The sequence below is a fragment of the Variovorax sp. Soil_C_33 genome (assembly GCF_057656935.1).
This window is the reverse complement of sequence record NZ_JBDGJK010000012.1, coordinates 61,101-81,652: the sequence shown is the minus strand read 5'-3', so window position 1 is coordinate 81,652 and position 20,552 is coordinate 61,101. Positions and strand designations below refer to the sequence as shown.

Here is a 20,552-nt window from a genome sequence, read left to right as displayed (position 1 = left end):
GCATTGCTTCGAGACAGCTCTTCGAGAGACACGCATGAAAATCTACTTCCTGGGCGCTGGCGCCCTCGGCTGTGCCATCGGCGGCACGCTTGCCGCCGGCGGCTCGGACGTCACGCTCATCGATCCATTCCAGGCGCACGTCGACGCCATCCATCGCGACGGCCTCCTCATGAAGGACGGCGACTCGGAACGCCGCGTCAAGGTCCGCGCATCGACAAGCCTCGAGGGTCTGGCGCCAGCCGATCTGGTGATCGTGCTGGTCAAGTCCTTCCACACGCGCTCCGCCATCGAAGGCGCGCTGTCGATCATCGGACCCGATACCGCGCTGATGTCGCTGCAGAACGGCATGGGCCATGAGGAGATCCTGGCCGACGTCGCCGGCCGCGCGCATGTGCTGGCCGGCAAGACCTACGTTGGCGGCGTTCTGCTCGGCCCGGGCCACGTCATTGCCGGCACGCGTGGCAAGCGCACGGTGATCGGCGAGCTTGACGGCTACGTGAGCGAACGCGCCAGGGCCATCGCAGCCGAGTTCGAGCGCGCCGGGCTGCGTTGCGAGGTCAGCGACAACATCATGGGCGTGATGTGGGACAAGCTGCTCATCAACGTCTCGACCGGGGCACTGAGCGGCATCACAGGCCAGGTGTACGGCAGCCTCTACGCGGTGCCCGAGATCGAAGCCACGGCCATCGCGGCCGTGACCGAGGCGATGGCCGTCGCGCAGGCCATCGGCGTGAAGCTGTCGATCAAGGCCCCGCGCGATGCATGGGTGATGGCCGCCGAAGGCCTGCCCTACGAATTCAAGACCTCCATGCTGCAGAGCCTGGAGAAAGGCTCCATCACCGAGATCGACTTCATCAACGGCTCGGTGGTGCGCGCCGGGCTCAGGCACAACGTGCCGACGCCGGTGAACCAGACGCTGGTTGCCGCCATCAAGGGCATCGAACGCCGGCTGGAGGCGAAATGAGCACGCCGCGTGCTTATGTGGAGCACGTCGCCATCTGGGTGAAAGACATCCACTGGCATATCAAGTTCTTCCACGACGTCTGCGGCATGACGATGCGCGAAGTACAGGGCACGCTCGAAGAGCCCGTTCAGTACTGGACCCTCGGCGGCATGCAGTTCATGGCCAAGCCGGACTACGCAGGGCCTGAAGGCCGCCTCGGCCATCTCGGCGTGATGTGCGAAGACCTCGAAGCCGCACTCACCGCTGCGCAGGCCTTCGGCGTGACCGAGATGCCGCAAGGCCGCAACTGGCTGCGCCTGCCGGACGGCCTGGCCGTCGAATTCATCCAGGCCAGCGCTGGCGCCGTGGCGTGCGCTCTTGCCATCGATCCCCGCGCCTGAAGAACCGTCACCCAATGCATAGAGAGACACACGCCATGACCGCCTTGACCATTGAAGACAAATACTGGGACGACGCCGTTGTCGGCCAGGAGTGCATCAGCCCGCCCTACGAAGTGACAGAAGCCCGCGTGATGGCGTATGCAGACCTCACCGGCGACCACACCCCCGTTCACACCGACGAAGCCTATGCGCGTACTACACCGTTCGGCACACGCGTGGCGCACGGACTGTTCGGCCTGTCAGTGGCTGACGGGCTCAAGACAAAGAGCGACATGCGCTTCATGCCGGGCATGTCCCTCGGCTGGGAATGGCGCTTTGTCGGACCGATCAAGCTCGGCGACACGGTGCGCGTGAAATTCCACGTCGGCAGTAAGCGCGAATCGAAGAGCAAGCCGGGCTGGGGCATCCTCGTGCTGCCGTCCGAACTCATCAACCAGCGCGACGAAGTCGTGCAAAAGGGCGAGCACCGCGTGATGGTACCGAGGAAGCCGGCATGAGCGCCGCGCCACAACAAGCGCTGCCGCTGGTCGGCTTCCGCGTGATCGACTACAGCCACTTCCTGGCTGGCCCCTATGTTGGGCGCTGCCTCGCCGCGCTCGGTGCGGAAGTCATCAAGGTCGAGCGCCCCGGCACGGGCGATGCCGGGCGTCAGCATGCGTGGTTCGTCGGCGACCACAGCGGCTACTTTCTGCAGCAGAACATGGGCAAGAAAGGGCTCAGCGTGAACACGAAGGATCCACGCGGCCGGGCATTGATGAAGAAGCTGGTCGACAGTGCCGACGTGTTCGTCGAGAACTACCGCCCCGGTGCGCTCGACAAGCTCGGCCTAGGCTATGCCGAACTCGCTCAAACCAACCCCGGCCTCGTGTACTGCTCGATCTCGGCCTACGGCCACACCGGTCCCGACTCGCACCGGGCCGGCTTCGGCCTTATCGCCGAAGCCAAGAGCGGCATCATGCAGATGGTCGGCAATCCGGGCGAGGCCCCGCCGCTGTTGCGCATCTCGCTTGGCGACATGTACACCGGCATCCATGCGGTCGCCGCGATCAACGCCGCGCTGCTGGGGCGCGTGAAGTCCGGCCGCGGACAGCACATCGACATGGCGCTGTACGACACGCTGGTGTCCATGCACGAGTACGCAGTGCAGTGCTACACGCTCTCCAACGGACAGGAAGTGCCGGTTCAGACCGGGCACGACATGCCCAACTCCACGCTCTACGGCGTGTTCCGCGCACAGGACGGTGACCTCGTGATCGCCGCGCAGGTGGACGACGCGTGGAAGCGCTTTGCCACACTGGTCGAAGAGGACAGCGGCCCTGTGGGGTTCGGCAGCGACACACGGCTGCACGCTTCAGCCGGGCGCAATGCCCATCGCACGGAGATCCTCGAAGTGGTGAAGCCGTGGGTCGCGGCGCAACCTGTCGCTCAGGTGCTGAAGATGCTGGACGGCATCGATGTGCCGGCGGCCAAGGTTCAACGCATCGACGAAGTGCTGGCCGATCCGCAGATCCGTGCGCGCGGCATGGTGGTCGAGCAGGACCACCCGGCGCTCGGCAGGATCCGCCTGCCGAACCTCCCCTTCCGCATGTCGGCGTGCGACACCTCCATCACGCAGGTAGCGCCTGAACTGGGCGAGCACAACGCGGAAATCGCGGCCAGCCTCGGTTTCGACGCGACACAGATCGCCGACATGCAGGCCGATGGCGTGCTCTACAGCAAGTGAGGAGACAGCAATGACCGACAAGTACGCCGTGATCGGCAACCCGATAGGACACACCAAGTCGCCGATGATCCACGGCAGCTTCGCCGAAGCGACCGGCCAGGACATCGACTACCGGGCGATCGAAGGCTCGCTCGACCGTTTCGCCGACGACGTGCACGCATTTCGGAAGGCAGGCGGGCGGGGAATGAACGTCACGGCCCCCTTCAAGCTGCAGGCCTACGCGCTGGCCACCGAACGGTTCGAACGTGCCGAACTTGCTGGCGCCACCAATGCGCTCAAGTTCGAGGGCGACCGCATCATTGCCGACAACTTCGACGGCGTGGGCCTGACCAACGACATCCAGCGCAACCTGGGCTTCTCGCTCAAGGGTGCGCGCATGCTGGTGGTCGGCGCTGGCGGTGCGGTGCGTGGCGCACTGCTGCCCTTTCTCGCGCAACAACCGGCCATGGTGGTGCTGGCGAACCGAACGGAAACGAAGGCCATCGACCTTGCAAGGCGGTTTGCCGGGCATGGCCATGTGCAAGGCTGCGGCTACGACGACCTGGAAGGAGGGCAATTCGACATCGTCATCAACGGCACCTCGGCTAGCCTCAGGGGCGAATTGCCGCCCCTGCCCGCGGAGGCGCTGCAGGGTGCACAACTGGCCTACGAGCTCGCCTATGGCAAGGGCCTGACGCCCTTCCTGCGCCTGGCGCAGAACGCCGGCGTGCCCAAGCTGGCCGACGGCGTCGGCATGCTCGTGGAGCAGGCCGCGGAGGCCTTCGTGTGGTGGCGCGGCGTGCGGCCCGACACGCGCAGCCTCATCGACCGCATGACCATCCCTTTGGTCTGACGCAACGAGACGCAGGCACCCCCATGAAGATCCTCATGCTGCATGGCATCAACCACAACATGTTCGGCAAGCGCGACCCGAAGCAATACGGCACGATGACGCTGGCCGAGATCGACGCGCAATTGCAAACACTCGGCAAGGAACTCGGCGCCGAGGTCGAGAGCTTCCAGACCAACAGCGAAGGCGCGATGTGCGAGCGCATCCACCACGGCTTCGTCGAGGGCGTGGACGCAGTGCTCATCAACGCCGGCGCATGGACGCACTACAGCTACGGCATCCGCGACGCGCTGGCGATTCTTACGGTACCGGTCGTCGAACTGCACATGTCGAACATCCATGCGCGCGAGAAGTTCCGCCATCACTCGGTGTTCGCGGAGATTGTAAAAGGACAGATTTGCGGATTTGGCGTCGACAGCTACCTGCTCGGTCTGCGTGCCGCGGTATCGGCCGCGGCGCAGGCGCAATGATGTTCACGTCGGTTGGTGTGTCGGCCTTCGCCTGTCACCGTCACGGGAATCCCTCATGAGGAGCCGTCTTTCCAGAATCCCCGTCAGGCCTCGCGATTTCCTGCAACACGGTGGTGGTCACGTCAGCGGCCGAGATGGCTGGCTGACGCAGCTTCAACCGACGGCTCAGGTACTCAGATGACTGCTATTGCGCTGCGGATTCAACCGGTCGATGCAACGATCTGGCTGAACATCTCAGCCGGTGTGCGGAAGTCGAGGGTCTTCCTTGGTCGCTCGTTCAATTGTCTCGCAACGGCATTCAGCTTGGCTTGCGAATGGCTCGAGAGATCGATCCCTTTAGGGAAGTACTGCCTGAGCAGGCCGTTCGTGTTCTCGTTGGTTCCGCGCTGCCAAGGATTGTGCGGATCGCAGAAGTAGACCCGGATGTCGGTCGCCAGGGTGAAGCGCTTGTGGCCCGCCATCTCCTTGCCTCGATCCCAGGTCAGCGACTTGTACAGCTCCTGCGGCAGCTTGCGAGCGTTCTTGATCAGCGCGTTGACGACGGTCTCGGTGTCCGTGCCCCCAAGTTTCACCAGCATCACGTAGCGCGTTTGGCGCTCGACCAGGGTGGCAATCTGACTGCTCGTGCCCCCGAACAGCAGGTCGCCTTCCCAATGACCAGGCACTGCTCGATCTTCCACCGTGGCCGGGCGCTCGCTGATCGATACGGTGTCAAGGATTCTTCCGTGGTTATCGGTCTTCTGCGTGTGATGGCGCGAACGGCGCATGACCCGCGTGCGTCGCAGATGCTGCAGCAGTTCCTTCTTCAAGGCTCCACGGGCTTGAATGAACAGGCTGCGGTAGATGGTCTCGTGTGACACCTGGAAGTCCTCGTCGCCAGGATAACTATGCTTGAGCCACCCCGCGATCTGCTCGGGCGCCCACAGCGATTGGAGCTTGGCAGCCACGATGCGCGCCAAGGCTCTGTTCCCTGCCAGTTTGCATCTCTTGGGACGGTGCCCGCGGTCCCACGCCGCCTGGTCGGCCTGAGCAGCCCGGTAGCCCTGTCGACCACCGCTGCGCTTGATCTCCCGGCTGACAGTCGATGGCGCTCGCCCGAGGATGCTGGCGATCGCTCGAATCGAGAAGCCAGCCACCGTGGCACGCGAGATCTCCTCGCGCTCGGCCAAGCTCAGTGCCAAGGAGGACCGGCACCGCTCTGGCGGCGGTATTCCGCCTGTTCGAGACAGAATCCCTTCGACCGACGAATGCGACCTATCGAACAGCTGGGCAATCTGTTGAAGGCTGTCGCCCGCCTTCCAGCGCTCCCACATCAGAGCCTTCTGGGGATCGCTGTAGTAGATCCGCGTCCTTTGCTTCATGGCAACACTCCTTCTGCCTACGCAGCTTTTAGTGTGTTGCATCGACCGGTTGAATCCGCACGCCTGAAGCAGACATAAGGCCGTAGCGACATGAATGACCGGTCATGGCCGGATTCTGCCGCAGGTGGGCAAGTCGAAACGGTATCCCGACTTGTCGGCTGCTCGCACCGCAGCCGGGGACGACGAAGCCAGCATCGCAGCGCAGATGTACATTGGTCGCCCGATGCACAACTAGCGGAACTCATGGCACGACAGAACGAGTGGGTGAAAAAGGTCCTGGTGCTGCTGCAGGCCGGCAACACTACGGCGGCGATCGCTCAAATCAAGGTGGCACCGAGCGCGAAGGACGTGCGCGCGCTGCAGTCCGCGCTGGAGGCCGGCAACCTGTCGGCGCGATGGCGCGACGTCAACGAGGCGATCCAGAACAGTTTCGACGCGCTCTCCGCGCCACGCCTGCACCGATCGCCTTAGCGACAGGCTGCGCTTCGTCAACTCGAGCGGTGTGAATGGCAACTAGTCACACCATTTAACCGAACGGTATCAAAGCAGGCTTGCGGGCGCGGACGCGTCATAGGCGGGCCAATCCTGCGGTCAGTTTGGCGATCCGGCTCGGCCGTCCTGCAGGCCGCGTAACAGTCGTTGACGCTCAGCCGGGGCCTGACAGCGACCGAGGGCCAAGCCATGAGTCGGTCGCAAGGTTGCCGCGCGCAGAGCGCGCGAAACGCGACTTTAGGGTTCCCGTATAAAAGGGGGCCGCGTGGAGCAAGCGGGCAGGGGACAATGCACCATGAACTTCGAGAGGTCCCTGTTTATCGTGATCAAACGCGCCGACGCCACGCTGTGCGACGGTTGCCGTCACCTACGGCCCCATGCTGGGCCGGTGCGCTCGGGTGCTGGCCGTTGAGAACGCCGGCACGACTGCAGCCGCTGGTTGACGAAGGCCTCGTCGACACCGTGGTGCGCCAGCTGATGAGCGGCAAGGAAGCCATGGTCTACGTGGTGCGCTGTGGCGACGAGACGCGCTGCGCGAAGATCTACAAGGAAGCCAGCAAGCGCAGCTTCCGTCAGGCGGTCGACTACACCGAGAACCGCCGCGTCCGGAACTCGCGCGAGACGCGAGCGATGGCGAAAGGCACCCGCTTCGGCCGCGAAGTGACCGAAGCGGCCTGGCAAAGTGCCGAGGTCGATGCACTCTATCGCCTTGCCGCCGCCGGTGTGCGCGTGCCGGTGCCCCACAACTTCTGCGACGGCGTGTTGCTGATGGAACTGGTCACCGATGCCGACGGCGATGCGGCGCCGCGGCTGAACGACGTCGCCTTCACACCCGAACAGGCGCGCCTCCACCACGCGACCCTCCTGAAGGAAGTGATCCGCATGCTTTGCGCCGGTATCGTGCACGGCGACCTTTCGGAATTCAATGTGCTGCTGGCCGCCGACGGCCCGGTGATCATCGACCTGCCGCAGGCGGTGGACGCCGCAGGAAACAACCACGCCAAGCGCATGCTGCTGCGAGACGTGAACAACCTGCGCGGCTTCTTCGGGCAGTTCGCAACGGAACTGCTGGGCACGCACTACGGCGAAGAGATGTGGGCGCTGTACGCAAGCGGCGGACTGCGTCCCGAGTCGATGTTGACCGGCACCTACGTGAGTGCGAGCGGAGCCGTCGACCTTGGAAATGTCATGCGCGACATCGACGATGCACGGGCGGAGGAGGCGGCGCGCAGGCTTCGACTCTCCTCGGAGCCCCGGGCCTAACAACCCTGCGAGCGGCGCGGCCGGGCTGCTGGACTGCGGGAGACTGCGCCCAATTTGGATGGCCTTAGCGCCGGCCTCAACTCCTTCGGTCTCGACGAGCACGTGGAACTCGACTACACGCATGTTGAAGGGGCGACGTTGTGCAGTTCGGCTTCGAAAACCGTCGACCACCCGAAATCGTGGCGTTGACCGTGCCAAGCAACGCACGCTCTCGTGCTGTGATGGCCAAGCTCGGGATGGTACGAACTGCCTCCGACGACTTCGACCATCCGCTCGTTCCGGCCGGTCACCAGCTGACAAGGCATGTCCTCTATCGCTTGTCCAAACAAGCATGGCTGAGAACGCGCGGGCTTCCGCGTTCCGCCGGCTAGGGCGAGGGCGAGGTGGCAAAAGGCAGAATGCGGCCATGAGCAGACACCAGGAGCTGCAGCTCAATCTTGCAAGCTGGCGACGAGAAACGCCTCGGGCGACGGCGTAGCTGCCGGACCTAGCCAGCCCCATTTGTGAAAGCAGCAAGCTCCCAGTCTCCCGTGTTCTCGTCGCACCGGAGGATGTACAGATGCCCGTCATCTGCGTCGACCTTGAACCAGCGCTGTGCGGGCCCAAACCAGCGGTCAACGATGCCACGCACGGCAAGTCGGCGCTCGCCGAGCCAGAAAGCGGATGGTTCCGGTTCACCGCGATAGCCGGCGCAGCACTCCACACGAATCATCATGGCTCACGATACTGCTGAATCTGTGGGCGCCGACCGGCTACAGCCGGCCAAGACAAGCCGTTCGTGGCCGACTCCTCGCTGGCATTGCGGCCGGATGCCGAGGCGCAGGCGCGCAGGGTAGCGCGACCGAACGCCGTCGAGTGAGCTGCGCGATTGCCGCGGGAGCGCTGGCCAAGCCGGCCTTTCCAGGCCGTGACAACGCACCAAGGCCCATGCCACTGTGCAGCGAACCGCGCTGGCTCTCTGCGGCACACTCCATGCGATGCCCGCCGCCAAATCAGCCATCCAACCCGACTCCTCCCCGACCTTGTTCAAGAGCGCCAAGGCTTTCGAGGCCTGGCTGAAGAAGAATCACGCCATCTCCGACGGCCTCTGGCTCAAGATCGCGAAGCGGGGTGCCAATGAACCCAGCGTCACCTATCCGGAGGCGGTGGAGATCGCGCTCTGCTGGGGCTGGATCGACGGCCAGAAGAAGGGCCTCGACGACCAGCACTTTCTCCAACGGTTCACGCCGCGGCGCGCGCGCAGCATTTGGTCGAAGATCAACGTCGACAAGGTCGCGGCGCTCATCGAGGCGGGCCGCATGCAGGCGCCGGGCTACGCGCAGATCGAGGCCGCCAAGGCCGACGGACGCTGGGCGCAGGCCTACGACGGAGCGCGCACGTCCGCGGTGCCGGAGGACCTGCTGGCGGCGCTGGAAGCCGAGCCGAGGGCCAAGGCCTTCTTTGCAACAATCAACGCGGCCAATCGCTACGCGGTGCTGTGGCGCATACAGACGGCCGTGAAGGCCGAGACGCGCGCCAGGCGCATCGCCCAGCTGGTGGAGAAGCTCGCGCGCGGCGAGACCATCCACATCTTCAAGCCCAGTGCCAAGGCATGACCGTGAGGTTCACGCGTGGTCTCCTGGGCCACACCTCTTGGAGCGCGGCCACGAGGCTTCACCGGATGCCACCGACGGCTCGGCACTTTCGGACTCAGGTTTCGGTGCTACGGGGCCCGAAACCGGCGATCCTTGGCGCCTGTTCGCTGAGTTCCTGTGCGCCGGCCGTGGCTACGAATGAGGGCCCGCAAAAGCCAGAATGCGGCCCAGTAGCAGACGCTGGCGGATGACTGCAAGTCGGTTAATCGTCCGCGCGTACGCCCGGGGCGGAACTGACAGCTTCGGTGATAGACGGCGCGCGGGTCACGAGGGCAGAAAGGCCAGTCGCGCGCACTTGCCAGTATTTGCGCAACTGGCCACGTTGCCGTTGGAGTAGGGTAGCTACAGACGACCTATGGACGCTCACTGCCGCCGGCTACTGTTTGCTCCGGCTTGCCTGCCGGCGATCAAGGCAACTTTGCCCGGAAGCTTTGTTGAGGTTGACCGGTCTATGGCGCAGGTCAACTACTGGGTGCCGGTGACCCACGCCCGGCTGCGTATTGTCAAGGCACCCCTGGCGCCAGCACCTGCTGCATCGCCAGGCGGATCTGCGGCAGACGCTCCAGCGCCGTGCGCCGGCCACAGTCGACCATGGCCTCGGCCGCCGCAAAGTTGAAGCCTTCGCCGACCGGGATCGGAACGGTCAGCGACAGGTCGGCGCGATCGGCCTGGGCGGCAGCGTCCCACCAGCCCTGCAAGCGCCAGGCACCGCCCATCGCGGCGCGCAGGCCGAACGGGCGACGCAGTCGCTGTTCGAAGCGATCGGCGGCGCGCGCAGCATCGGGGGGCGCCTCGGGATAGGTGGGTCGGACCAGCGCGGCAAACCTGAAGCCGCAGCCGCGCGCGGCGAGCAGGTCGACCGGCAGGCGCGACACGACCGCACCGTCGACGAGTACCGAGTCGCCGAGCCGGACCGCGGCGAACACCCCCGGGATCGCCGCCGTGGCCCGTGCCGCCGGCGCCACGGCGCCGCTGTCGAGCACGGCACGCTTGCCCATCGTCAGGTCGGCCGCGACGACCGCGACCGGCAACCGCAACTGCGCAAACGTGGCATCGCCATACAGCTCGCGGGTGAGCGTCGTCATGCGCGATGCGGAGATGAGCGAGGCGCGAGGCAGCCATTGCATGCCCCTGGCGCGCGCGAAGTCCGCGACCACGCGCAGGACGTTCTCGGTCGCCGCGCGCGCGCTGCCGAATCGGGCAAAGGCCAGTGCTACGGCACCCCCCATGCTCGAGCCGCAAAGGAAGTCGATCGGCAGCCCGTCGCTTTCCAGGACCTCGAGCACCCCCAGGTGCGCCAGCCCGGCAGCCGCGCCCACGCTCATGGCCACGCCTACCTCCCGGCCGCAAAGCCGCCGCACGAGGTGATCGAGCGCCGGCTGGCGCGTCCGCGACCAGTCGCCGCCCGATGCCGCAGCGTCGATCTCCTCGCGCGGCACCGCGTGGCACCAGCGCTGCAGTGCCGCCGCCCCGGAGAGCGCACCCGGGCGCCAGACGACGGGGGCGGCGTGCGTATCCGGGAGGCGGCGCAGATCGTCTGCGGTGACCAGCAACGCGTCATCGGCATCGAGCTCCGCCAGCAACGCCGCGCTGCCGGCCTGGCCGGTACCGAGCAGCAGCACTGCGTCGCTCGGCCCAACGTCCCGCCAGCGGCGAATGCGCTGCGCGCCGCTTGCCGCGTCGTCGCGCGACTCGTCGTGCTCGGAGCCGGGCGCGTAGTGCTGCAAACCGCGGGCAAGCGCCGCCAGCAGGATCGGGTCGCCTTCCTCCCCCGTCGGCACCAGCACGACGCGCGGCCGCGCCGCCGGCGCACGGCGCGTCCGCTCGCGAAGGCGCAGCCCCAGCAAGGTCGCGACGTTGCGGAAGAACGCGACCTCCTGCGCCATCGCCTCTAAGAGAACGGGGGCCGAGAGGACCCAGGTTCGCACATCGCGCTGGGCGACGACGTTGGCCGAGACCGGATCGCCGGTCAGCGCCGACAGCTCGCCGAAGCACTGGGGCGGCAACAGCAGCAGCCGCCGGCCACCTCCGGCCAGCTCGACGCGCACAGCGCCGTCGATCAGCCCGAACAGCTCGGCCGACGGCACGCCGGCGCGCAGGATGATGTCGCCCGCTTCGAAGCGACGCGTTTGCAGGTGTCGTTCAAGGGAGGCGAGCGCCTCGGACGAAATGCCGGCGAACAGCGGGTGCAGCGCGAGCGCAGGCGTCATCGCGCGACGCCGGGCACCAGGGCGTCCCGGCGCGCGACGTTCTCGATCGGCAGGGCAATCGGCGCGGCGAGCACGCCGAGCAGCAGGAACCCGCAACCTTCGGCGAGGACTGCGAGCGCCTCGGCCGGAAGCGTCCGGCGGCTGCAAAGGGGCGGCGGTTCGGCAAGCATGGCCGCCAGTATGCCGCGGCGCGAGGGCGCCTCGGTGATCGGGTCGGGCGTGCCGTGAGGCAAAATCGTTCGTCCCATCCGCCACGCGTGGAACCCGCCGGCCTTCGGATTTCCGGCGGTTCGACGGGTGGTCCGCAGGGCGCCCGACACCCATGCCGAAGATCAAATCCGCCATTGTCGTCCCGAGCAAGCTCGACCCCGCCGCGCGGCAAGAGTTCATCGATGCGCTCTACAAGGTCCATTGCGAGGTGTTTGACGGCGTCAGCCGCGACTCGTTTGCGAAGTACGTGGTCGAGTCCCCGGCCGAGCACACCTGGATCAACGTGCACCGCAACGACGCAGGCGAGATCGTCGGCTACTTCGCGCTGCACATCTTCGAGCGTGAACTGGCCGGCAAGGCGAGCGCCATCTTTCGTGCCGAGGCCGGTACGCTGCGCGCTTACCGGGGTGGCAATACCAACACACGCTTCGGCCTCAAGCTCGGCGTGCCTTACCTGCTGCGCTACCCCGGGCGGCGCGTCTACTACCTCGGCTCGCTGGTGCACCCTTCGAGCTATTGCCTGTTTGCCAAGCACTTCGACGTGATCTGGCCGAGCACCCGGCATCCGCCGCCGCCGGCCGTGGTCGACGTCATGGACGAGTTGGCGAACTCGTTCGGCCTCGAGCGCGTGACCTCCGACAACCCCCTTACTCGCCAGGTGCACTGGATCACGCGCGACTCCGAGGTCGAGCGCTACTACTGGCGCCAATGCGACAAGCCCGCGGCGCGCTTCTTCATCGAGGCCAATCCCGGCTACGGCAAAGGCGACGGACTCGTCACCCTGGTCAGGATCGACCCGCACAACCTCTGGCACATGATCTCGACCTTCTTCGCCGAGCGCTACGCGCGGCGCAGGGAGGGATTGACGGCGACGCTGTACCGCCTGCCCATCGGCCGCCAGTTGCTGCGCCCGGCCGAGGTCGTCCGGCGCCTCGAGACGACCACACTGTTCGGCTCATTCGACGCACCCAGCCTGGCCACGCTGGCACGCAGCGCGCAAATCGTTGCGCTTCCCGCGGGAAGGACCGTCTTTCGTGCCGGCGACCCCGGCGACGAGCTCTACGTGATTGCGCGCGGCGCCGTCTATGTGCTGGCCGATGGCGAAGGCGAAGACGCCATCATCGATGAGTTGGCCAGCGGCGACATGTTTGGTGAGATCGCCATGCTCAGCGGCGAACGGCGCAGTGCCTCGCTGCGCACCGCCACCGCCACGCTGCTCATCCAGATTTCGCGCGCGGCGTTGTTCTCCATCCTCGAAGCGCACCCGAAACTGAGCGAGATCCTCTGGAAGAACTTCGCGGCGCGGCGCTTCGACGACTGCGTGCGTGGCCTGCCGACGTGGAAGACGATGGAGCGCGCGGCGCGGCTGGCGGTCGTCGACGCGGGGCAGCACCGGCCGCTCGCCGCCGGCGAGCGCGCCGAGGTGAGCGCCGGCGAGCTCTTGCTCGTGCTGCTGGGCACCGTGCAGGTCGAGCAGGTTGGCACATCGACCGTCGTGCGCGCGCCCGCCTTCTTCGATACGAAGCAGCCGATGGCAGTGACGGCCATTGGCGCGGCGCGCATCGTGCGCATCGCGCGTTGATGAACCTCCGATTCAAGGGACCCTGGCCGGGGCCGGCTACAAGTCGCTCTCGGACACGAGCAACGATTGCAGCCACAGCGAAATGCCTTGCCATGGGCTCGCGTGCGGCTCGTCGTGCCGCACCTGCGTCTTGCCGCTGTCGTCGCGCAGATGCCATTCGACCGTCTGGCCGTCCTCACCAAGCTGGAGCCGGTACATGCTGGCGAAGGCATCGGCGCGCAGCAGGCCGAGCGCCTGACGCGTGAGCGCCGCGCAGTCGATGGTGACGCCCAACTCGGTGTTCAGCACCGCCGAGCGAAGATCGAGGTTGACCGAGCCCACCACCATCCAGCGCCGGTCCACGCCCACCACCTTGGCGTGCAGGCGCGGCGTGGATTTGCCGAAGACCCCGAAGGTGTTCGACCGCCGCACCAGGTCGGGGCCGAACTCGTACAGCTGTACGCCCAGTTTCAGCATCTCGGGGCGGTAGCGCGAGTAGGCGCGGTACACAAGTGGCTCGTCGGTGGAGCCCAGTGAGTTGGTGACGATGAGCACCCGCGTGCCGCGCTGCTGTGCCTCCCGCATCATGCGCAGGCCGACCGGGCCGGGCAGAAAATATGGATTGACGACGACCACCTCCTCGCGCGCGGCGGCGATCACGTCGAGCTTGACGCGCATCGCCGGGCTGGCCTTGTTCGGGTCCACGGGTTGGAGCACCTTGTCGGGCGGGTCGGCGTGCACGCGGGCACTGCCGGCCAGCAGTCGTACCCGGCCCTGCGCGATCTGCACGCGAACCGTCCTCTGGCCCAGGTAGTCCAGCGGTGGCACGTCTGGCGGTGGGCCGGCGATTCTTTTCAGCTGCACGTCGAAGTCGGCGCGCCGCTCGGCGGGTTTGGAGGCGCGTTCCAAAGCGTGCAGCCTCTGCTCCAGCGCCCACGCCTGTTCGCTGTTCCAGTAGCGGTCGAAGCTTGCCGACAGCTCGCGCACGACGGTGCCGGCGGAGAGCACGTCGAGGTCGATGAAGTTGGCCTCGCCGTGGCGCGTGAAATATTCGTCGGCGATATTGCGCCCGCCATAAATGGCGAACTGGTTGTCGGCGACGAAGAGCTTGTTGTGCATGCGACGGTTGACGCGCGTGAATTCGTGCAGCGACAGCAGCAAGCGACGGATCGGCGTGCCGTAGCGCTCGGGCAGCGGGTTGAACAGGCGCACTTCGGCGTTCGGAAACGCGGCCAGGCCCCGAAGCATGGGGTACAGAGCGCCGGCGTGGTAGTCGTCCACCAGCAGCCGCACACGCACGCCGCGCACCGCGGCATCGCGCAGCGCCCCGAGGAAGGCTGCGCCGGCGGTATCGTCATGGATGTGGTAGTACTGCGCGTCGATGGAGCGTGTGGCGGCCTCGGCCAGCGCGAGGCGCGCATCGAAGGCCATTTCGCCGCTCGGCAACAGCATGAAGCCCGAATTGCCACCGGGCGCCTCAGCCAGACTTGCCGCAGCTATGCGCCCGAGAGGCGTGTCGCCGGTATCGGCGATGGCGATGCTGGCAGGCTGCGCGATGCGCGGCGGCAACGTTGTGCAGCCGGCGAGCAGCAACACGAAGAGGGCGGTCAACCAGCGTCTCATGGCCTCGGTTCCGAACCGCATCGCCTGGAAGCGAGCGTTCGCCGCAATTCTGACGCCATCCACAGGGCAGCGGAAGGTCCTGCTTGTCCAAGCAGCCGGCACGCACCCCATGCCGCCCGCGATCTCGAACCCGCGCGCGTCGATTGCCGCACCTATCCTGCGCCTGGCGACGTCCGCAGAATTGCTGCGGCGCCAAAGCGGTGCCGGATCCGCCAAACCTGTTCTCCTCAACCTTGACCCGCGGTGCCCCCATTCGGAGTTTGGCCGTGCTCGGCAGGTTCGTTGCCGCGATCGTCTTCTTTGGCAGCGAACGCCCGATGCGCGACGAACTGCCGCGCCTGATTCCAGGAGGCGAACTGAGCCCTGTGCGCGCGCCGCGGATGCGTGTGCACACGCACATGCTCGTGGCATTCCTGCTGCTCGGGTTGCTGCCGCCGGCGGTGCTGTCGATGGCAGCGCTGACACGCGCCGACGCGCTACGGACCGCCGACGCAGCGACAGCGGCGGCGATCATCCACAACCTCAATCTTGTGATCATCGTGCTCGCATTTGGCGGGGTCGTGGTTTCGGTCGCCTCTGCTCTGCTGGTCGCGGCGGCAGGACGCGGTCGCGCGTGAGATCGACCGGCGCCATCTGCAAGCCATGCCGCGGCATAACGTGCACCAGCGTATCGCAGGCCAGCCGATCGACGGCCTGAAGGACTGGCGTATGACCGAATCCGACCATCCCTGCAGATCGTGCGTCGCCAGGAACGGTCCCGGCTTTACAAAGCTCTCACAGACAGCGAGTCGAAACGTAGATCTCGTCTGGGAAGATGGAAGTTGAACATCGATCTCACGCCTGTTGCGTTGACCCGTGCCATTCCTCGCGGGCCACCTCTACCGGATGGCGGCGCCAATGGGTTGGGTAGAGTTCGATTGCCAAATCTTCGAGGTCGCCCAGATCGGCGCGGCCCTCGGTTAGACGGAACCACTCTTCCCGAAATACGCTGCGCGCGACGCGATGGAAGTGTTGAACTCTGCGCTGGGGGTCATCGGTAGAACTCCGGCCTGCTCGAATGAGATTTCAACGCACAGCGGAATCGAATCACGTCCGAACCCAAGACGACACATCGCATACAGAACTCCTGGTTGCTTTCGTCCACAGTCCCGCCTGGCCAATTCCAATGGTGGGCTTGCTTGGGTCCGAATGTAGACATGTGGGCAAACGCGAACATGGGCGTTGAGCCCCTATTTGAGAAGGATAGAACGCCTGACTTGATCGGTCGTCAGGCATAACTAAACGCCTACGCTCTCGGCGGGCGTTGGGCCTGCTCCCACGCGATTGCCACGACTAATAAAGGAAAGGCCTGCTAGCAAAAGATTGCGGGCTTTCCATTTGCGTCGAGGCTTGTCGCCAGCGCGCTGTGCGCAAACACGAATTGGTACAGCCGGTGGGACAGGATCTCGCCCGCGATGCTGACACCGAGTTCATCGGCGACGGTGAAGTCCGACAGGCCAAGGCGGCCCGGCGGGTGTTCCTGCGCGAAGAAGATCTCGCGTTCGTCACCATGCTCGGCGCGCCATTGCCGGATACGACGTTGCAGTGTGCGAGGCACCGCCTGGTCGAAGCGTTCGGGATGGCGACGTTGCAGCTCTTCGAGCACCGTCACCGCCATCAGCGCGGGGTGCTGATTCCCGCATCGGCACGACCTCGGCCTCCCACACTTCGCCTAGCGGATCCGCGCGTGTGCGTCAATGACGCGGCGATTTCTGTGAAGGCGCACCTGCGGCTGCACCGAGTCACCATCGAACGCCGATTGAGGAAATATGCACCAGTGCGGCAGCCCCTTGCCAAAAGTCCCTGCCGCCCGCCAGCGTTGCAGACGAAGGCAAAGGCCGACCTTCAACTGCCACCTTGCGCACAACACCGTGCGAGACCGTCTGACATAGCAAGGCGCAACGACGGACGACAACCTTGACAGTTTTGTTTCCGGAGGTAGCCATGGTGGGCTCAGCAACAGGGGTGCGCGGACGGTATCTGAGGTTCTTCGCCTGGTCCGCTGTGATCGCGACGATTTTGGTGCTTGGCTTCTTCGGCATGGAGGTCCTGCTCCCGCCCGAGACCACCCCTCCCTATGCATCAGCGGCGAGCAGTGGGCAGGGCATGGGCTTCGATCCGCATGACCTTCAAGTGCTGGCAATGGTCGCCTCCCTTATCGTTGCCTTTGCTTCGTATATTGGCTTGGGCATCACCGGCATGCTGAACTCGCTGGACTCGAGAAAAGAGCGCATCAAAGCCGCGCGCTGGGCCGGCCTGACTGGCCGCGCGTCGCAGCGTACTCCCGAGCCAGCCAATGATCGCTTGCGGGCCCTTAGGGAGGTGGTTTCAACGCTCGAAGAAACGCCGGCACGAAAGACTTGATTCGAGGGGCTTCAGCCGAAATGGGACGCGCAATCCGCTCTGGCGAGTTGAATGCATTTGACGCTCAAGCAAATGCGCTCGTCGAGCAGCAGCGCGCGCATGTCGACGACCTCGCGAGGTCAGGTGCCCCAGCGAAAGTCCCGCCGAGGCTGCTTGAACTGCTTGAAAGAAGCGCTGACTGTTTGGAGCAAAGCCGCAGCTTGATGCGGGGGATTGATCCGCTGCTTACTTCCCCGGCGCCCGACCCTGTGGAAGGTCGCGACTCGCAGGCCCCTGGGCCGAATCGCTGGGCCCCGCGCACTCCCAATTCCTGAGTTCCGCCTGCGCCGACTCCAGATCAGCGCCCGCGCAACAGTGAAGTGCCAACCCTCAGCCGTGTACGCGCGAGGCGCTCGACCGCTTGCACAATGGGTCGGTTTGGGCGCATGAGGCGCCAGCCGAAGCCTCTATCGGTTCACTTCGCACGCCTGCTGGACGTCCCAGCCGCGGCTGCCCGTCTTCGGCTCCTCTTCAGTCCTCTGAAGCTGTGGATGCCGGTTTGCTCCGCGCTCGCGCGTCGCCAATCGCTCGATGCGCCTTATCCATTGCTCACGCGTTCGCATAGGACGTGGAGCGCCTTCTGCTGCTGGTGATGTGACCATGCGACCTTCGCCAGGTGCGTGGTGCGAGACCTAGTACCCGCCGGACGCAACGACAGTGAGTACCACCGCAAGAACGGCTGCTCCGATGAGGATGGCCTCGATCAGGAGCTCGCGCAATGGCGCCGTCGGCCCTGGTGTCCTGGCCGGCTCCAGATAGGCTTCAACTTGAACTGTGGCCTCGCTCTGCGTCACCGCTTGCATGCTTGGATGCTCCTCATCGTCGTCGTTGTTCGAAAAACGACGCACTATAAGCCAAAAGCTCCCATATGGGAAAATTTCACATTAGACGAAGTGAATGCCAAAGTATTGCGTCGGGCAGAGAATCTCAGCCATACAAGAGGTGCACTACCGAGACATCCGCATTGATTTGGCGCGTGGCGCTTAGGCCAAATGCGAGGGCCACGAGTAAGTGATGCGCGGGTGAATCGGCGGCAAAGACGCCGAACAAACGCGTCGGGAGAACACCGCCTTCAAGTCGACGTCCTCGCCGGCAGGCCTCTCCAGCCGCTGCGTGTCCTCGACGTGGGTCAGGTGCTCGACCATCAGCGCTCAGGCTGGTCGGCAGTAGGCTCCGTCGGCGATGGGACCCCGTACCTGTGCGTGGGTGGCCGCGAACCCTCGATCCCTATCGCTGCCTTGAAAGCCATTCGCGCGGGGAGACACCGACCTTCTGTGTGAAGAGCCTCGACATCGCCGAGGAATTGGCATAGCCGAGCTCGTCGGCGATTGTCTTGACCGATGCACCATTGCGCAGCTCGGCCTGCGCAATGGTCAGGCGCCAGCTGGCCAGGTAGTCCGCCGGCGTTGCGCCCACCACCGCCTTGAAGCGAGACGCGAAGGCACTTCGGGACATGCCCGCCACCCCGGCCATCTGCTCGAGCATCCACGGCTCACCGGGACGTTCGTGCATGGCAACCAGCACGCGTGCCAGCTGCGGATCTCCGAGGCCCGTCAGCAGGCCGGAAGGCAGTTCGCTCTCCTGCGGATGATCGAGAAGCCAGCGCAGGAGCTGGATCAGCACCACTTCGAACAGGCGATCCGCAAGCAGACGGTGCCCGCATTGCACCCGTGTGGTCTCCGCAAAGAGCAGTCCCAGCGACTGTTCGAGGCCGTCGACCGCGTGCAGGGGAAGGCGGATCAGCGCAGGCAACGCGCGCACCAGCGGATGCGCCGCGCCGCCATCGAAATCGAGCGTTGCGCACACGAAATCCGATCCCTCCGCCGGGGCATTGTGGAAGTTGTGAGCCAGCGGCCGTGGATAGAAGAGAAGGCTCGGCTCGTTCACGACGACCTTGCGCGGCGCGCCGGCGCGCGGCGAATGCGTGACGACCATTTCACCGCGGCGCAACACGTGCAGGAAGCCGCGGCCTTCCTTGGCCGCGAAGGTCGTGACCCCGCACAACGGGCCCGCATGGAACAGGTGCGCCCGGACACGGAAGCGCTCGAGCAGCGCTGACAGCCTGTCGATGGGAGGCAAGCTCGGCATTGGACGAAAAGGTATCTTTGGTGGATAAAAGCGCTCAAATCATACGGCGAACGCGAGGACACTTCTTTCACCGACATCACTTTGAAGGAACCAGCATGTCTCGCATCCAACTCGTCAACGACGCTGCAGCCACCGATGAAACCAGGGCGCTGCTCTCTGAAATTCACGCCGCGTTTGGCGCGACGCCCAACATGTTCCGGGCCGTCGCCAACTCCCCGGCGGCCCTCAGGAGCATGTGGGGATCGTTCGGCGCGCTGGGTGGCGGCGTTGTCTCCGCGCGGCTCGGCGAGCAGATCGCGGTGGCCGTTGCCGATCGCAACGCCTGCAACTACTGCCTGGCCGCGCATACCGCGCTGGGTCGCAAGGCCGGGGTCTCCGCCGCCGACATGACGGCCGCCCAGGCAGGAAACTCCTCCGACCCGCAGACCGCGGCAGCCTTGCGCTTCGCGCTCAAGCTCGTTGATGCACGCGGCCAGGTGAGCGATGCCGACGTGCAGGCGCTGCGCGCCGCAGGCTTCGAGGAAGCGCACATCGTCGAGATCGTTGCCCACGTGGCGCTGAACCTGTTCACCAACTATGTGAACGTGGCCCTGGACGTGCCGGTCGATTTTCCGGGAGTGAAGCTGCGCGCAGCCGCCTGATCGCGCGTCATCAAAGGTGCCGGGAGGGGCTGGCTGCGTGCCGAGCTCCCGACGAGCCAACACTGGAGCATTCACCATGTCGAAGTACTACCCGCAAGCACCAGAGTTGCAGATCGGCCAATGGCTCAACACGGATGTCCCCGTCACGCTCGCGTCGCTGCGCGGGCGCGTGGTGCTGCTGCACGCCTTCCAGATGCTCTGCCCGGCCTGCGTATCGCACGGCCTCCCGCAGGCCAGGAAAACGCAACAGCTCTTCGCAGCCAGGGACGTCGCCGTGATCGGGCTGCACACGGTGTTCGAACACCACGACGTCATGACGCCGGCGGCACTCGAGGCGTTCGTCCACGAGTACCGCTACAGGTTTCCGATCGGCATCGACAAGCCCTCGCCGGGCGGCATTCCCGCCACGATGCGGGAGTACCAGTTGCAGGGCACGCCCAGCATCGTGCTGCTGGACAGGCAGGGCCGCATCCGGCTGAGTCACTTCGGAATGCTCGACGACATGGCGCTCGGCGCCGCCATCGGCCAGCTGCTCGCCGAAGAGGTCACAACGTCCCTTGGGGCCGACCCATCGGTTGAAACAGCGGCAGCGCCATCGGCAGGCGGCGACCGTTGCGACGAAGGCGGCTGCCGTGGCCGTGCAGATCGAAAGTAGTCGCGC

20 protein-coding genes and 1 pseudogene are annotated in these 20,552 nt (G+C 65.5%); 14 read left to right on the top strand and 7 right to left on the bottom strand.

Annotation, left to right across the window (positions count from 1 at the left end; translation table 11 throughout):
- The first annotated feature begins 34 nt into the window (after positions 1 to 34).
- From AC3A6B_RS19155 to aroQ, 6 genes are read left to right on the top strand one after another with little or no spacing between them, the layout of a single operon-like run.
- Complete coding sequence (locus tag AC3A6B_RS19155) at positions 35 to 964, top strand: ketopantoate reductase family protein (protein WP_487838248.1); 930 nt, start codon at positions 35 to 37, stop codon at positions 962 to 964.
- Positions 961 to 1,344, top strand: coding sequence for a VOC family protein (locus AC3A6B_RS19150; protein ID WP_487838247.1), 384 nt, complete (start codon positions 961 to 963; stop codon positions 1,342 to 1,344). The genes AC3A6B_RS19155 and AC3A6B_RS19150 overlap by 4 nt, the downstream gene beginning before the upstream one ends.
- Before the next feature lie 44 nt (positions 1,345 to 1,388).
- A complete protein-coding gene (locus AC3A6B_RS19145; RefSeq protein ID WP_487838357.1) occupies positions 1,389 to 1,841 on the top strand; it encodes a MaoC family dehydratase in 453 nt (150 codons plus the stop codon).
- Positions 1,838 to 3,067, top strand: coding sequence for a CaiB/BaiF CoA transferase family protein (locus AC3A6B_RS19140; protein ID WP_487838246.1), 1,230 nt, complete (start codon positions 1,838 to 1,840; stop codon positions 3,065 to 3,067). The genes AC3A6B_RS19145 and AC3A6B_RS19140 overlap by 4 nt, the downstream gene beginning before the upstream one ends.
- A gap of 10 nt (positions 3,068 to 3,077) precedes the next feature.
- Positions 3,078 to 3,899, top strand: a complete 822-nt coding sequence (gene aroE, locus AC3A6B_RS19135; protein WP_487838245.1) for a shikimate dehydrogenase — start codon at positions 3,078 to 3,080, stop codon at positions 3,897 to 3,899.
- 23 nt (positions 3,900 to 3,922) lie between these two features.
- On the top strand, positions 3,923 to 4,366 hold the full coding sequence (gene aroQ, locus AC3A6B_RS19130; RefSeq protein WP_487838244.1) for a type II 3-dehydroquinate dehydratase: 444 nt from the start codon (positions 3,923 to 3,925) through the stop codon (positions 4,364 to 4,366).
- Positions 4,367 to 4,566: 200 nt separating this feature from the next.
- Here aroQ and AC3A6B_RS19125 read toward each other — a convergent pair whose 3' ends face one another.
- On the bottom strand, positions 4,567 to 5,727 hold the full coding sequence (locus tag AC3A6B_RS19125; RefSeq protein WP_487838243.1) for an IS30 family transposase: 1,161 nt from the start codon (positions 5,725 to 5,727) through the stop codon (positions 4,567 to 4,569).
- A gap of 243 nt (positions 5,728 to 5,970) precedes the next feature.
- Here AC3A6B_RS19125 and AC3A6B_RS19120 point away from each other — a divergent pair, with 243 nt between their 5' ends.
- Positions 5,971 to 6,198, top strand: a complete 228-nt coding sequence (locus AC3A6B_RS19120) for a hypothetical protein (RefSeq protein ID WP_487838242.1) — start codon at positions 5,971 to 5,973, stop codon at positions 6,196 to 6,198.
- Positions 6,199 to 6,627: 429 nt separating this feature from the next.
- Positions 6,628 to 7,482 (top strand): PA4780 family RIO1-like protein kinase, encoded by an 855-nt coding sequence (locus tag AC3A6B_RS19115; protein WP_487838241.1) that lies wholly within the window; start codon positions 6,628 to 6,630, stop codon positions 7,480 to 7,482.
- Between the two features lie 487 nt (positions 7,483 to 7,969).
- On the opposite strand, the gene AC3A6B_RS19110 is transcribed toward AC3A6B_RS19115, so the two are convergent.
- The gene (locus AC3A6B_RS19110) at positions 7,970 to 8,197 is read right to left on the bottom strand and encodes a hypothetical protein (protein WP_487838240.1); all 228 of its coding nucleotides are present in this window, start codon (positions 8,195 to 8,197) and stop codon (positions 7,970 to 7,972) included.
- Positions 8,198 to 8,459: 262 nt separating this feature from the next.
- On the opposite strand from AC3A6B_RS19110, the gene AC3A6B_RS19105 reads away from it, so the two are divergent.
- Positions 8,460 to 9,077, top strand: a complete 618-nt coding sequence (locus AC3A6B_RS19105) for a YdeI/OmpD-associated family protein (protein WP_487838239.1) — start codon at positions 8,460 to 8,462, stop codon at positions 9,075 to 9,077.
- Between the two features lie 542 nt (positions 9,078 to 9,619).
- Here the strand turns inward: AC3A6B_RS19105 and AC3A6B_RS19100 are convergent.
- Together AC3A6B_RS19100 and AC3A6B_RS19095 are read right to left on the bottom strand one after the other, a co-directional pair.
- The gene (locus AC3A6B_RS19100) at positions 9,620 to 11,326 is read right to left on the bottom strand and encodes a patatin-like phospholipase family protein (RefSeq protein ID WP_487838238.1); all 1,707 of its coding nucleotides are present in this window, start codon (positions 11,324 to 11,326) and stop codon (positions 9,620 to 9,622) included.
- The gene (locus tag AC3A6B_RS19095) at positions 11,323 to 11,574 is read right to left on the bottom strand and encodes a hypothetical protein (protein ID WP_487838237.1); all 252 of its coding nucleotides are present in this window, start codon (positions 11,572 to 11,574) and stop codon (positions 11,323 to 11,325) included. Before AC3A6B_RS19095 ends, AC3A6B_RS19100 begins: the two co-directional genes overlap by 4 nt.
- A 74-nt stretch (positions 11,575 to 11,648) precedes the next feature.
- Between AC3A6B_RS19095 and AC3A6B_RS19090 the strand changes: the two genes are divergently transcribed.
- The gene (locus tag AC3A6B_RS19090) at positions 11,649 to 13,118 is read left to right on the top strand and encodes a cyclic nucleotide-binding domain-containing protein (protein WP_487838236.1); all 1,470 of its coding nucleotides are present in this window, start codon (positions 11,649 to 11,651) and stop codon (positions 13,116 to 13,118) included.
- A 36-nt stretch (positions 13,119 to 13,154) separates the two neighbouring features.
- On the opposite strand, the gene AC3A6B_RS19085 is transcribed toward AC3A6B_RS19090, so the two are convergent.
- The gene (locus tag AC3A6B_RS19085; protein ID WP_487838235.1) at positions 13,155 to 14,936 is read right to left on the bottom strand and encodes a phospholipase D family protein; all 1,782 of its coding nucleotides are present in this window, start codon (positions 14,934 to 14,936) and stop codon (positions 13,155 to 13,157) included.
- A gap of 50 nt (positions 14,937 to 14,986) precedes the next feature.
- Between AC3A6B_RS19085 and AC3A6B_RS19080 the strand changes: the two genes are divergently transcribed.
- The gene (locus AC3A6B_RS19080; RefSeq protein ID WP_487838234.1) at positions 14,987 to 15,337 is read left to right on the top strand and encodes a hypothetical protein; all 351 of its coding nucleotides are present in this window, start codon (positions 14,987 to 14,989) and stop codon (positions 15,335 to 15,337) included.
- A 785-nt stretch (positions 15,338 to 16,122) separates the two neighbouring features.
- On the opposite strand, the pseudogene AC3A6B_RS19075 reads toward AC3A6B_RS19080, so the two are convergent.
- Positions 16,123 to 16,492 (bottom strand): annotated as a pseudogene (locus tag AC3A6B_RS19075) (IS21 family transposase); the annotation flags it as partial.
- Between the two features lie 184 nt (positions 16,493 to 16,676).
- Between AC3A6B_RS19075 and AC3A6B_RS19070 the strand changes: the two are divergent.
- Entirely contained in the window at positions 16,677 to 17,123 is a 447-nt protein-coding gene (locus AC3A6B_RS19070; RefSeq protein ID WP_487838233.1) for a hypothetical protein, read from the top strand.
- 1,266 nt (positions 17,124 to 18,389) lie between these two features.
- Here AC3A6B_RS19070 and AC3A6B_RS19065 read toward each other — a convergent pair.
- Positions 18,390 to 19,250, bottom strand: coding sequence for an AraC family transcriptional regulator (locus AC3A6B_RS19065; protein ID WP_487838232.1), 861 nt, complete (start codon positions 19,248 to 19,250; stop codon positions 18,390 to 18,392).
- 95 nt (positions 19,251 to 19,345) lie between these two features.
- Between AC3A6B_RS19065 and AC3A6B_RS19060 the strand changes: the two genes are divergently transcribed.
- Together AC3A6B_RS19060 and AC3A6B_RS19055 are read left to right on the top strand one after the other, a co-directional pair.
- The gene (locus tag AC3A6B_RS19060; protein WP_487838231.1) at positions 19,346 to 19,891 is read left to right on the top strand and encodes a carboxymuconolactone decarboxylase family protein; all 546 of its coding nucleotides are present in this window, start codon (positions 19,346 to 19,348) and stop codon (positions 19,889 to 19,891) included.
- Positions 19,892 to 19,967: 76 nt separating this feature from the next.
- The gene (locus tag AC3A6B_RS19055; protein WP_487838230.1) at positions 19,968 to 20,546 is read left to right on the top strand and encodes a redoxin family protein; all 579 of its coding nucleotides are present in this window, start codon (positions 19,968 to 19,970) and stop codon (positions 20,544 to 20,546) included.
- The last annotated feature ends 6 nt before the right edge of the window (positions 20,547 to 20,552 follow it).